This is a genomic window from Nocardia sp. NPDC050717 (assembly GCF_040654275.1).
Lineage (GTDB): Bacteria > Actinomycetota > Actinomycetes > Mycobacteriales > Mycobacteriaceae > Nocardia.
Genome location: NZ_JBFAHR010000012.1, coordinates 13,012 through 25,608, shown reverse-complemented (window position 1 = coordinate 25,608; position 12,597 = coordinate 13,012). Strand labels below are relative to the sequence as shown.

The following is a 12,597-nucleotide window of genomic DNA, read 5'->3' as shown; positions in this document are numbered from 1 at the left end:
GGAAAGATAACCGTACAGGTATATTGTTGTCACGTGCCCCGAGTTGCCGACCACGACCAACGCCGCGCCCTGATGGCGCGCGCCTTTCAGCACCTGCTGGCCACCGAAGGGCTCGGCCGCGTCTCGTTCGCCCGCGTCGCCGAGGAAGCCGATGTCTCGGTCGGCTTGATCCAGCACTATTTCGCCAACAAGGATGAGCTGCTGCGGTTCTCGTACGAGGCCTGCCTGCGATCCAGCTTCGCCCGGGTGCAGGCTCGCATCCAGCGGGGAGAGGCCGATGCCGAGCCGATCTCGGCCATGCTGCTCGCCGGACTCACCGAGCTGCTTCCGCTCGATGCCGAGCGGACCCGCGAGTTCCGGGTCGAGCGCAACCTCTGGCTGCTGTCGCTTCACGATGCGGACCTGGGCGACGTCGCGCGTCAGGCGAGCGCCGAGCTGCACACCCGCATCGCCACCGCCATCGACAACGGCAAGGAATGCGGCGAAGTCCGCCCCGAGGTCGACAGTTCCACCTCAGCGGCCATGATCCTCGCCGCCGCAAGGGGATTCGCGGATGCGCTCGCGCTCGAGCCGACACGTAGCCAGGACAGGGACTCGATCGACGCGGTGCTGCGCCCGGTGATCTCGATCGTCTTCACCGGCCGATGCCATCACTACGACCGCTGACGCCCGGGTCTCAGCCGCTCACGGACTCACCCGACGTAGCGTTCCCGATCAACCGGTGCAGAACGTCGGTGATCGTGACCAGGCCGATCACCTGATCGTCGGCATCGTGGACGAGCGCCAGATGGCTACGGGTCTCGCGCATCGTGCGCAGTGCCTCGTACACCGCGACCCCGGTCGACAGATCCAGCACCGGTCGCAGGAGTTCCCGTGCGGTGGCACCGGGCGGCGCCGTGAGGCTGTCACGCACATGGACCACACCGAGCACCTGCTCGCCGTCACGCACCAGCAACCGCAGGTGCCCGGTTAGCCGGGACGCGGCCTGGATGTCGAGCGCGTCTGCCTCCGGGGCGACCGCGCTCGGCGCCGGGTTCGGCGAGACGATGTCGCCGACGGTGAGCTGTTCGAGTTCCAATGCGCTGGTGAGATTTCCGCGATATCGCTCGTCGAGGGTGCCCACGGTCGCGGAGTGCTCCACCAGGTGCCGCAGCGCCGCCGGGTCCTGACCGGCGTCGACCTCGTCGACCGGGGCGACGCCGACCTTGCGCAGACACCAGTTCGCGGCTCGGTTGAGCGCGGCCAGCAGCGGCCGGGTCAAGGCCATGAACGCCCGCATCGGAATCGCCAGCATGGTGGCCGACTTCTCGGGGTGCGCGATCGCCCACGATTTCGGCGCCATCTCCCCGACGACGAGATGCAGGAACGTCACCACGATCAGGGCCACCACGAACCCGGCCACGTCGGCGATCCACAACGGTGCGCCGAGGTGCTCGATCAGCGGGGTGAGCCAATGGTGCACAGCGGGTTTGGTGACCGCGCCCAACGCCAGCGTGCACACGGTGATGCCCAGCTGTGAACCGGCCAGCAGCACCGAGAGCTCGGCGGAACTGCGCAACGCCGCGCGGGCGGCGGCGCTGGTGGGCGCGGCGTCTTCGAGCCGGTGCGGGCGCGCGGCGATGAGCGCGAACTCGACCGCGACGAAGAACGCGCTGGCCGCGATCAGCACGACCGTGATCGCGACGACAACCAACGGGTCACTCATCGGTCGAGGTCCCTCCGCCGGCGGACCGTCAGCCATACCGAGGTCGGGACATGCCTGCCGACCGCGCGGACCTCGGCCTCGATCACCCGGCTCACCGGGGGATGCTCGGCGATGAACTCCGCCCCGCTCGGCGGGACCGCGACCGTGACCCGGTCACCCACCGCGGGCAGCCCGCCGTAGGCATTGATCACCAGTCCGGCGACGGTTTCGTAGTCGCCGTCGGGCAGGTCGGCATCGAGCAGGCGTTCGACCTCGTCGAGGTGCAGATCACCGGCGACCAGCCAGCCCTCGCCCTCGGCCAGGACTTCGGGCTCGAGATCGGTGTCGTGCTCGTCGGCGATCTCGCCGACGAGTTCCTCGGCGATGTCTTCGACGGTCACGATCCCGGCGAAGCCGCCGTACTCGTCGACGACCAACGCCATCTCCTGCCCGGCGGCGGTGAGCTGGGCCAGGACTTGCGGCAGCGGCAGCGATTCGGGCACCAGCACCGCCGGGCGCAGGTGCTCGCCCGCGACACCGGACGGCGTGCCGTCGAGCAGGTCGTGCAGTTCGATGGTTCCGCGCAGGTCGTCGCTGGTGTCACCGACCACAGGGTAGCGGGTGTGCCCGGTACCCATGCGCTCGAGAACTTTCGCGACGGGTTCGTCGACGCGGACCAGATCCACCTGCGAACGCGGGATCATCGCGTGCTCGGCGGTCGCCGAGGGGAAGTCCAGGATCCGGTCGAGCAGGGTCGACAGTTCCGGCGGCAGCTCGCCTGCCGAGCGCGAGGCCGCGACGATGTGTTCCAGATCCCGCGGCGTCGCCGAATGCTCGACGTCGTGGACGGGTTCGATCCGCAACGCGCGCAACAACACGTTCGACGACTGGTCGAACAGCCAGATCAGCCAGCCGAACACCCGCAGATACCAGGTGGTCGAGCGGGCCAGCCACCGCGCGACCGGCTCGGGCCGGGCGATCGCCAGGTTCTTCGGGAACAACTCGCCGAACAGCATCTGCACCAGCGTCGAGAACACGATGGCGAGCACGGTGCCGACCGCGATGCCCACGCCGGTGGGAACGCCGACACCACCGAGCAGTTCGCCCAGCCCCCGGCCGATCAACGGCTCGGCGACGTAGCCGACCAGCAGGCCGGTCACCGTGATGCCGAGCTGAGCACCCGAGAGCATGAACGAGGTTCGCCTGGTCACCGCCAACGCCCGGCCCGCCGCGGCGTCACCAGCCTCGGCGCGGGCCTTGAGCCTCGATCGGTCCACCGCCATGTAGGCGAATTCCTGCGCGACGAAATATCCCGTCGCCGCCGTGATCAACACCACGACCACCACCCCGGCGAGGATGCTGAGAGCGGTCAGCACCTGCTCGCCCGCCGGTGAATGCGTGATCGGCCGCGCGGCGACGGGTCCGGTTCTCGGGGAGGTTCGTCAGCGGGTTCACCATCTGGCATGTCCGCCAAAGTAGCACGTGGCACTGTACGGTTGAGGGGTCCGGAGCACGCGCGCGGTGTGTGCGAGACGAGGAGGCAGCAGGTGGCCGGGAACCTGCTTCGCATCGGCGAGCTGGCCGAACACGCCGAGGTGAGCACCCGCACCGTCGATCACTACACCCAGCTCGGGCTGCTGGTCCCCGCCGAACGCACCGCAGGCAACTACCGCCTCTACGACCGCACAGACGTCGACCGCATCGCACTGATCCGGCAGCTGGAAACCCAGGGCATCCCCCTGGAAGAGATCGCCACCGCGCTCACTACCCGATCCGGCGACCTCGGCCCGATCATCGCGCGCCTCGACGACGATCTGAAGGCGCTGCACTCGCTCGTCGACACGGCGCCCACCGCGCTGCACGGCGTGCTCACCGTTCTCACCACCCGCGCGCAGACGCTGATCTCGATCGCCCTGCAGATACCACCCGATATTCCGATTCCCTGACCCCGGCCGAGCCGTCCTGTCCGCCCGCTCGGATCGAACTCACGCCTTGACGACGCGGGTACCGCCGGCGAAGTTGTCGTGCCAGCCCTGCTTGGTCGAGCTCGAGCTGACCGTGACGGCGATGGCGATCGCGCTGACGAACCACAGCAGCCCACCGACCCACGGGATCAGGTTGAACAGCATGTAGGCGTTGCGCTTGGCCGATTCGACGACACTGGGCTTGTCCACACCATCGGCGCCGATCACACGCAGCCCGAGAATCTTCTTGCCCGGCGTCGACCCGGTCACCACTTCGAAGAAGACGAAATACAGGAACCCGAATCCGGCACCGGGCAGAATCGCCAACCATCCCGGCAGATCCGCAACTCGCTCGAGCACCCAGAACACGATCCCGCCCACGATCCCGGCGATGATCCAGTCGATGAACCTCGCGGCCGCCCGCCCGCCGAGACCGGCCGGCGCCCACGTCCCACGAACCTGTTCGAAACCACCCGTTGTCATAGCTTCTCCTCGCACAGGACACCGGCACTGGCACGGCGCATCCTCAGACAGACTGGCGCGACCAGCATCTCACGAAAACGCGTCGTCATCGGGACAACGAGCCACTGTCCTGCGCGGTCGTTCGCGTCGCGTCTGCCGTATTCCGAGCACGTAGCATGGTCCGATGGGGTGGCTTGCGCGGTGGACGGTACGGCCTGGGGAGGGACGATGACGGCATCCGGCATTTCTGTGGAGTTGCCCCTGCATCCGACTGTGGTGAACGCGTTGTGGCAGGCCAGATCCGAAGCCGGAACACGCCCCGTCGATACCCGCGATCTGTGGGTGGCGCTGATGCGGGTCGACACCACCGGCAACTGGGACCGTATCACTGAGCATTGCGGAGACCCCGGATGCTTGGCCCGAAAGGTCGTTGTGGATCCGGCGGCCACTGGTACCGCGCACTGGGACGGGATCCGGCTCACCGATACCTGCGCCCAGGCTTTGCGGACCGCCGTCGAGCTGGCTCGAAGCGCCCAGCTGCAGGGGGTCCCGGCGGGGATGCTGGCGTTGGGCCTGATCACCGACAGCTCCACTGCCGCAGCGCAGGTACTGCACGATGGGCTTGGTCAGCAGGAACTGCTGGACATCGTGCGAGCCGATATCCTGGGTTCCCCACTGCCCCTGCCGGATAGGGCGTTGTCGACAGCCCAGCGGCCGATCAGATCGGCGCCGACCCGCTCGACACTCTGCTGCCTGCACTGCGGCGCCACCCCCGCCACCGCGGTGACGGTGCGCAGTCACCGCGGATTCATTCTGTGGATGCAGTTCGTGCGAGTGCCGGGACCGTTCTGCCGCAACTGTGGTCTTGCCACCCTGCGGCGTATGACGGTCGAGAGCCTCTGGCTCGGCTGGTGGGGTCCGTTGTCGCTGTTCATCAATATGTTCACGCTGTTGTCGAATTCGTCTGCCCATTCGCGGATCACCGAACTCCCGCCACCGAATCCGGGAAGCCCGGGTCGGCCGATGGATCCCGGCAAGCCGGTCTTGCGCCGACCCCTGGCCATAGCTTTCCTGCTCCTGGTCATCGTGCTGCTCTGTGTCAAGCTCGTTTCGCTGCTGCTGCTGTCGGCATGACCCCCCGTCCCTGTCTCGAGCTGGAGGACTCGTGAACTCGTTCAACCCGACCAGCGCAGTCGACGCGGCGCTGACACAGGCCTTGGCGGCGGCGTGCTCAGCCGAGGCCATCGAGATCACCCCCGCCCATATCCTGAGCGCGCTCATGAGCAGGCCCGGTGGCGCCAGCACCCTGCTGCGGGTCCTGGGCGTTGATTCAGAGGCGTTGTGCCACAGCGCTGCCGCGATCGCCGCGCGGAACGCGCAGGGCGTGGATCCGGGTGTCGTGCCGCACCTGAACGAGGCCGCGCTCGCCGCGTGTCGGGAAGCGAGGCGCCTCGCCGATGAACGCGGCAGCGACGCCGTCCACCCCGAGCACCTGCTCATCGGTCTCGCCCATGCCGACACCGCCGAATCACGGCTACTCGCCGAGCACGGCGCCTCCTACTACCTGTTGCGGGCGGCATTGGCAGGGCGCGGAATCGCCGAGCCACGCGCCGGCGATATGACCAGCCCTCGCTCGCCGGCGGGCCGCGACCCGATCGCCACCACCTCGCCGCGCGAATCCGATCCTGATGCGCCCTACGGCCCGCAACCGGAACCCGCACCGCAGCCGAATACTTCCGGCCAGTTCCGGGCACCTGTCCCGGTGCAGGTCAACGAGTTTCGTCTCCTGCTGACCATGGTTGCCGGCAGCCGATCGACCGCCGAACGACTCATCGCTTTCGAGCAACGGCAGTCACCGGGCGCCGATCGCGCCACCTGGATCAGCCAGGCCATCGCCCGGCTACGCCACGATGGCGGCACCTGAGCCACCACCATTTGATGACCAGCTTCGCCAATCTCACCGTCACTACCGACTGCCAGACGAACAGGTTGAAGCCACTTTGTGCTGTCACCGCGCTAGCGAAATTTCTCGATACGCAGCATTGATTCCGGCCGAATACGATTCACAGTCTGGGGCGGTCACGAGACGGCGCGTCGAAACCTCGGGTTGAGCACCCTTGTTCAGCCGCCGAGGCCGAGTTCGCGGTGGATCGTTGTCCGCACCCATCGGGCGTAGCGCTCGAGGGACCATCCGCGTTCGCGGACCAGTGCGCGGTAGGTGCCGAGGTTGACCAGTGCCCACAGCGAGTCCGCGGCGTCGGCCGGACCGACCGTCGCCGGCAGCAGGTCCGCCTCGCCGAGCCGAGTGGTCAGGGCGATCAGTTCCGCGTAGCGATCCTGCTCACGCGGCCGAATGGTCTCGTCGACCTCGGGGTGCTGGCGGCGCGCGGTGGTCAGCGCCTCGTGGACGCGCCACACCCGGTCAGCGATCTCCACGTCGGCGTCGATGCACGCGTCGAGGGCAGCCAACGCGCTGTCGTCGGCGGGGAGGTGGCGGGCCATCGTCGGCACCACGTCGGTCTCGTAGACGTGCAGATGCAGCGCGGTCAACAGCTCGGCCTTCGACGCGAAGTGCAGATAGATCGCCTGCCTGGAGACACCGGCGCGCTTGGCGACCTCGGCCAGGCCGGCGCCGTTGTACCCGAACTCCTCGAACATCGCCCGTGCGGCGGTGAGGATCTTGGTGCGCGTCTCGGACGACCCATTGCTTGACACCCTGTAAACCCTACCGTAGTTTACAAGCTGTCAAGCACTTTACTCGCTGTAAAGTGAGACGTAGCCGAGGAGGCACGAGATGGCCGAGTATCTGATCGTCACGTGGGACGGGGCCGGGAATCTGGTCCCCACACTGGGCACAATCGCGGAACTGAGACGGCGCGGAAACCAGGTGACGGTCCTCGGACACGACACCATCGCCGACCGCGTCGACCCCCTCGGGGCGCGGTTCATCCCGCTCTCACAGCCGCCGGGCTGGGACGAGCTGGCCGATCCGACCGATTCCGAGGCCGAGATCCGCCTGATGATCACCGAGCTCAGCTTCAGCCGGGCCATCGCCGATGATGTCACCAGGCTGCTGAATCACGAGTCCTTCGACGCGGTTGTCGTCGACTGCCTGCTCTACACCGCCATCGACGCGGCGATCGCGACCGGCGCCCCGACCGCCAACCTCGTGCACACCCCCTACACGATCCTGCGCGACGGCCCACTCATGGCCATGTTCGCGCCCGGCATCGAGCTGGCGAACGCGCATCGCGCCGACCTCGGCCTGCCGCCGATCGCACGCCTCGGCGACATCCACGACGCGTGCGCGATGACCATCGTCGCCGTGCCGAGCGAGTTCGAGCCACCGATCCCCCTGGCCGCCAACGCCGTTCGCGTCGGACCCATGCTCGACGCGCCACCGCTGGCCACCGAGCTCGACACGGTCGACCTCACCGGCGAGCCGCCGCTCGTGCTCGTCAGCATGTCGACGAGCGAACAGGGCCAAGCCGAAATGCTGAACCGCTGCGCCACCGCCATCGCGAACCTGCCCGTGCGCGCGATCATCACGACCGGTTCGGCTGTCGACCCGTCGACCATTCCCGCCGGCCCCAACACCCAGGTCGTGCGCTACACCCCGCACACCGACATCCTGCCCGCGACCGACCTGGTGATCACCCACGCCGGTCTCGGCACGACGCTGGCCGCGCTCGGCCACGGCGTCCCGCTGGTCTGCCTCCCCATGGGCCGCGACCAGTTCTTCAACGCCGAACGCGTGCAGGCGATCGGCGCGGGCGTCATGCTCACCCCCGACGCCATCTCCGTCGACGCCATCGCGACCGCCGCCACGACCGTCCTCACCGATCCCACCTACCACGCGAAGGCCCACGCCCTGTCCACCGCGATCGCCACCTACCCCGGCGCGCCCGGCGCCGCGGCGCTGATCGAATCCCTCACGGCCCCAGCCCCTTCGACTCCGTAGCGCCTCGCCCGAGGCTAGACATCACCCACTCCTACTCAGCATCAATATCTTTCGCGAAGGTGCCGCCCGCGCGTCGAAACCACCGAGGCCTAGAGGTGGATCGTCGTCCTCAGCCGAGGCTGAACGGCTGGCCCCACAGCGTCACCCAGCTGGTGACGCGCTCAGGACGGCGAAGGAGGCATGTAACCGAGGAGGATTAGACGATGAGCGAAACCGGGATCGTCCAGGTCGATCATCACCAGTTCCCAAACCTTCGAACGTGGCGCTGCCGGTCGAGGCAGGGTTGACTTCGCCGATATCGGCGAGATACGACAGCACCCCTGCGCGCCGAACACGTGTCAGGACCCGAAAGCACAACATCCCCGTGACCACACCAGGCCCTCATGACCAGGCCGGCCACCGCTCTTCGGGCCCCGCCGTGCTCAGGACTTGATGAAGTCCATGATATCGGCATTGATCTGTTCGGCATGGCTGATGAAGATGCCGTGGCCGGTGGCCGGGTATTCCGTGTAAATGTTGCCCGGGACGAGATCCCTGGTCTTGCGGCCGCAGATTTCAATAGGCGCGGACGCATCGGCGTCACCATGAATGGTCAAGGTGGGCACCGTGATATCGCGGAGCTCGGACCGGAAATCAGTGGTGAAGACGGACTCCAATAGTTCGTCGGAGGCCAGCAGTGAACAGTCCATGCACTGCTGCTGCATCCATGCGATGCGGGCAGAGGAGACTTGATTGCCCAGATGAGTGGCGAAAAACGCCTGCGCGTTCTGTTCCATCCACAGCGGCCGGTCGGCGGCCCGGACCGCATTTATCATGTCGACCACGTCCTTCGGCACGCCGTCCGGGTTGTCGGCCGCCTGAGCCGGGAACGGCAGTGTGGACGAGATCAAAGCGATCCGTTCGATCCGTTCGCTACCGTGCCGGGTCAAATATCGGACGAGTTCACCGCCACCCATCGAGTGCGCGACCACGACGACGTCGCGCAGGTCCAGATGTTCCAGGAACGCAGCGAGATCGTCCGACAGCGTGTCGAAGTCATATCCGTGCCCCGCCCGATCCGACTTGCCATGCCCACGCCGGTCATAGGACAGACACCGCAAACCCTGCCGAGACAGCGGCAGCATCTGCAGCTCCCATGAACTGCTGCTCAACCATGCACCAGCCATGAAAACAACCGGCCGGCCGCTGCCCCAGTCCTGGTAGTGCATCCGAGTGCCGTCATACGAGTCGAAGTAGGGCAATTGGAATCTCCCGTTCATCGTGCAGTTCTTCATTGTTGACGCAACAAGTTCATCGAGTCGATGACTTCCCAGGTAATTTCTCCCGCTTTCGCCTATGGTCGCGAACCTCGTCGCTGCGAAGCAGATCTGGTGATAGCGCCGATCGCCGCAGCCCGGCGGCTGTCGCTGTTCACGACCGACCTCCGACGATTTCGAAGGCACAGAAGGTGTCGTCACAGTGATCGCGGTATGCGGTCGTTGTCAGCGGCGACTGAGCTCAGGGATTCGCTGGAGACCACCGGGGGCTGTTCGGTGTTCGGCCGTTCGCCGCCGGTAGTAGGCGAAGGTCACGGCGGCCAGGAGTGGGCCCCACAGCAGCAGCGGGGCGTAGCAGAGGTAGTAGACGAACGCCTCCCAGCCGCCTGCCCGGGACGGGAAGTCGGCCGGGGTCGGGTCGCCGCGCAAGGTGACGCCGGCCAGTTCGGTGAGGAACGCGGCGGTCCACATGATCGTCAGCGTCGTGGCACCGAGCACAGCGGGGACCACGGCGACCGGTGTCGGGATTGTTCGCCCGTGTAGCCAGGGGAACCAGCGCGGGAACCATTCGCCCCAGGCCGCGATCAGTCCGACGGCGGTGAACGCCAGCAGTTCCGACACGATCGACAAGAAGATCACGTACAGCTCGCCGGGCAGCCAGGACGGGAGGTCCCCACGCTTGCCCGCGGCTCCGTCGTCGAGGAAAGCCACAGCTATCCGCCAGAGACTGGACGGTAGCGCCGTCAGCGGAACAGCGTACGCGGCGACCTCGGCCCATCGCGGCACTCCCGCCACCGGACGATGTAAAGCCTGCCACGCGGTGCGGACCGTCCGCCTGGCGCTGCCTGTTACGGAACTATTCCTATCGAAACGCACAGTTTCGTATGTTGCCATAGCGCGGACGATGAAGCAATCAGCGGCAAACGACGTCGGTCAGCCGACGGTGGGCACCTGCCCCGCAATGAGTGCGGATGCCACCATCGTGGCGACCAAGTGCGTGAGTTCGGTTGCGCGCGTTGTATCTTCATCGAGCACGACCACCCAGGCGTACACGGGGCCGAGCAGCAACGCTTGAACTATCGCAACGTCGGGGCGGTCGGTGAGTTCGCCGCGGGCGATCGCGCGGTCGAGCACCGTCGAGATGATCGTGCGCTCCACAACCAGGAAGGCCTCGGCGAACCGCGTCCGCAGGACGGGGTCGGCCCGGATGTCGGCGAGTAGCCCGCTGAGGGTGTCACCGCCCGGGCCGACCACCTGCGCGGCGATCTGCTCGGCGAGTGCGATCAGGTCGCCGCGCAGGGTTCCGGAGTCGGCCGGCGGCTCCTCCTGCAGGTCGTGAAGCAGGACGGCGAAGATCATCTCCTGCTTGGTGGAGAAGCGGCGATAGATCGCAGCCTTGCTGACCCCGGCGCGCAGCGCGACCGCGTCGACGGTCAGACCGCCGTACCCGCGTTCCATGATCACCTCGATCACAGCGGCGGCGATCGAGTTGTCAACTCGCACTTCACGAGGTCGCCCGCCTGCCGGTTTCGCTGTCGCCATGACGGCAGTATACGAAACCGGCGGTTTCGCGCCGGTCTGCACTGACTCCGAGGTGGGCAGGCCCGGCGTCGAGTAGCCGTAGGTGCCGTCGGATTGCCGTTCCCAACGCCGGGGCTCCGGCGTGCCCAGCTTCGAGACCGAAGGGCACCAGCCGACGATGGCCGAGGAGTCGCGCGCCGGGATCCAGACACTGTCCGCCGCCCGGGCACCCTCGGTGCACAGCACTTCGACATCGACACGATGAGGTTCCCCCGCTAATCCGGAGAGCGGATTATCTGGTTCCAGCAGGAACCCGATGATGATAGCTGGCTTCGTACTCGTCGGGTGATCGCCAGCCGAGCTTCTTCTGGATCCGCTGGGTGTTGTACCAGCCGTCGATGTAGGCGAACAGGGCGTTCTCGGCGTCTTCCCTTGTCCGCCAACTGTTCCGGTAGACCAACTCGGTCTTCAAAGTGGAGAAGAAATTCTCCATGAGGGCGTTGTCATAGCTGTCACCGACCGACCCCATTGATTGCGCTATCCCGTTGTCGGCCAAGCGGTTCGCGAACCGAATCGCCGTATAGGTCGACCCGCGGTCGGAATGATGAACCAGCTGCCCGTCGCGAACATCACGGGTCCAGACCGCGTACTCGAGAGCGCCGAGCACCAGTTCGGTGTCGCAACGGTCCGAACACTTCCAGCCCACGATCCGATTCGAGAACGCGTCCCGGACCGCGGCCAGCCAGAACACACCCTCACCGCAGACGATGCGGGTGGCATCGGCAACCCACAAGCGGTCCGGCTCGCCGGCAGTGAAGTCACGATTCACCAGGTCCGGAGCTGGAGTGGCACGCCGATCCTGCCGAGTCGAGCCCAGCCGCCACTTCCTGCGCAGGAACGCGCCCTGCAAACCCGCACCCCCCATCAGCCGCTCGACTCGTTTGCGGCCGACCGAGAACCCGCGCCGGGCCAGCATCGCGTGCACGCGTGGTGACCCGTAGGTTCCGCCGGAGCTGGTATGGATGTCGACGATCTCGGCCAGCAGCTCTTGATCGGCCAGTTGCCGCCGTGACGGCGTCTGTGCCTGCCATTACCAGCCGTAATACGTCGAGGACGCGATGCCCAGAACCCGTAATACGAGCTCGACCGGGTGCTGTGGATATTCGCTGACGAACGCCACGATCACCGTCGGGTCTGGCCGAGCTCCGAGGCGAAATACGCACTCGCATCACGCAATACGGCGTTGACTCGCTCCAGCTCTGCGAACCGCTTCTTCAGCGCCCTGTTCTCGGCCTGCATGTCGGTCGTCGGGCGATCGTCTCGCTCGCCGGCATCAGCCTCCGCTTGACGAATCCACAGCCGCAACGCTTCGTGATGCACACCGAGCTGCGCTGCCAGCTTGCGGATCGTCGGCTTCGGGTCCGACTCCCGATACAGGCGCACGGCCCGCGCCTTCAACTCGTCCAGGTACTTCTTCGGTGCTGCCACGAATGACTCCTTCCGGCAGAGCCATGCCCCACAACAGGGATCCAGCGACGAACACCCCGCCGTAGGCGGCCAGGATGCGGCCGAAGTTGGCATCGGGTTGCAGCGTCGCGACGAACCCGTAGCCGCCCAGCGCGATCACCCCGGCACCGATTCAGGCCCAGCCCCGGTGCTCGCGCACACCCTGCCAGACCAGCCACGCCCCACCGATCTCGGCAACGGCGGCCAGCACGAACAGCACGATCGAACGCAGCACAGTCACGA

At 66.8% G+C, this 12,597-nt stretch carries 13 protein-coding genes and 2 pseudogenes; 5 read left to right on the top strand and 10 right to left on the bottom strand.

Translation table 11 applies throughout. The features are described 5' to 3' along the window. Nucleotides 1-33: 33 nt before the first annotated feature. A complete protein-coding gene (locus AB0H56_RS22835; RefSeq protein WP_357166704.1) occupies nucleotides 34-666 on the top strand; it encodes a TetR/AcrR family transcriptional regulator in 633 nt (210 codons plus the stop codon). A gap of 10 nt (nucleotides 667-676) precedes the next feature. Here AB0H56_RS22835 and AB0H56_RS22830 read toward each other — a convergent pair whose 3' ends face one another. Continuing rightward, on the bottom strand, nucleotides 677-1,705 hold the full coding sequence (locus AB0H56_RS22830) for a hemolysin family protein (RefSeq protein ID WP_357166701.1): 1,029 nt from the start codon (nucleotides 1,703-1,705) through the stop codon (nucleotides 677-679). Continuing rightward, complete coding sequence (locus tag AB0H56_RS22825; protein ID WP_357166698.1) at nucleotides 1,702-3,060, bottom strand: hemolysin family protein; 1,359 nt, start codon at nucleotides 3,058-3,060, stop codon at nucleotides 1,702-1,704. Before AB0H56_RS22825 ends, AB0H56_RS22830 begins: the two co-directional genes overlap by 4 nt. Nucleotides 3,061-3,231: 171 nt before the next feature. Between AB0H56_RS22825 and AB0H56_RS22820 the strand changes: the two genes are divergently transcribed. Continuing rightward, nucleotides 3,232-3,630, top strand: a complete 399-nt coding sequence (locus AB0H56_RS22820) for a MerR family transcriptional regulator (protein ID WP_357166696.1) — start codon at nucleotides 3,232-3,234, stop codon at nucleotides 3,628-3,630. Nucleotides 3,631-3,669: 39 nt separating this feature from the next. Here AB0H56_RS22820 and AB0H56_RS22815 read toward each other — a convergent pair whose 3' ends face one another. Then, nucleotides 3,670-4,131, bottom strand: a complete 462-nt coding sequence (locus tag AB0H56_RS22815; protein WP_357166693.1) for an RDD family protein — start codon at nucleotides 4,129-4,131, stop codon at nucleotides 3,670-3,672. A 207-nt stretch (nucleotides 4,132-4,338) separates the two neighbouring features. On the opposite strand from AB0H56_RS22815, the gene AB0H56_RS22810 reads away from it, so the two are divergent. Both AB0H56_RS22810 and AB0H56_RS22805 read left to right on the top strand, forming a co-directional pair. Beyond that, the gene (locus tag AB0H56_RS22810; protein WP_357166690.1) at nucleotides 4,339-5,244 is read left to right on the top strand and encodes a hypothetical protein; all 906 of its coding nucleotides are present in this window, start codon (nucleotides 4,339-4,341) and stop codon (nucleotides 5,242-5,244) included. 31 nt (nucleotides 5,245-5,275) lie between these two features. Continuing rightward, on the top strand, nucleotides 5,276-6,034 hold the full coding sequence (locus AB0H56_RS22805; protein ID WP_357166687.1) for a Clp protease N-terminal domain-containing protein: 759 nt from the start codon (nucleotides 5,276-5,278) through the stop codon (nucleotides 6,032-6,034). Between the two features lie 197 nt (nucleotides 6,035-6,231). Here AB0H56_RS22805 and AB0H56_RS22800 read toward each other — a convergent pair whose 3' ends face one another. Further along, a complete protein-coding gene (locus AB0H56_RS22800) occupies nucleotides 6,232-6,825 on the bottom strand; it encodes a helix-turn-helix domain-containing protein (protein ID WP_357166684.1) in 594 nt (197 codons plus the stop codon). A gap of 79 nt (nucleotides 6,826-6,904) precedes the next feature. Here AB0H56_RS22800 and AB0H56_RS22795 point away from each other — a divergent pair, with 79 nt between their 5' ends. Further along, complete coding sequence (locus tag AB0H56_RS22795; RefSeq protein WP_357166681.1) at nucleotides 6,905-8,071, top strand: glycosyltransferase; 1,167 nt, start codon at nucleotides 6,905-6,907, stop codon at nucleotides 8,069-8,071. Between the two features lie 422 nt (nucleotides 8,072-8,493). Here AB0H56_RS22795 and AB0H56_RS22790 read toward each other — a convergent pair whose 3' ends face one another. The 6 genes and pseudogenes from AB0H56_RS22790 to AB0H56_RS22765 all read right to left on the bottom strand — a co-directional run. Then, the gene (locus tag AB0H56_RS22790; RefSeq protein WP_357166678.1) at nucleotides 8,494-9,528 is read right to left on the bottom strand and encodes an alpha/beta hydrolase; all 1,035 of its coding nucleotides are present in this window, start codon (nucleotides 9,526-9,528) and stop codon (nucleotides 8,494-8,496) included. 24 nt (nucleotides 9,529-9,552) lie between these two features. Beyond that, nucleotides 9,553-10,038, bottom strand: coding sequence for a hypothetical protein (locus AB0H56_RS22785; RefSeq protein ID WP_357166675.1), 486 nt, complete (start codon nucleotides 10,036-10,038; stop codon nucleotides 9,553-9,555). Nucleotides 10,039-10,260: 222 nt separating this feature from the next. Next, on the bottom strand, nucleotides 10,261-10,800 hold the full coding sequence (locus tag AB0H56_RS22780; protein ID WP_357166673.1) for a TetR/AcrR family transcriptional regulator: 540 nt from the start codon (nucleotides 10,798-10,800) through the stop codon (nucleotides 10,261-10,263). A 340-nt stretch (nucleotides 10,801-11,140) separates the two neighbouring features. Next, nucleotides 11,141-11,926: pseudogene (locus AB0H56_RS22775) on the bottom strand (IS3 family transposase); the annotation flags it as partial. A gap of 104 nt (nucleotides 11,927-12,030) precedes the next feature. Beyond that, nucleotides 12,031-12,336 (bottom strand): transposase, encoded by a 306-nt coding sequence (locus AB0H56_RS22770; protein WP_357166671.1) that lies wholly within the window; start codon nucleotides 12,334-12,336, stop codon nucleotides 12,031-12,033. 16 nt (nucleotides 12,337-12,352) lie between these two features. Then, a pseudogene (locus AB0H56_RS22765) lies at nucleotides 12,353-12,595 on the bottom strand (YnfA family protein); the annotation flags it as partial. Nucleotides 12,596-12,597 lie beyond the last annotated feature (2 nt).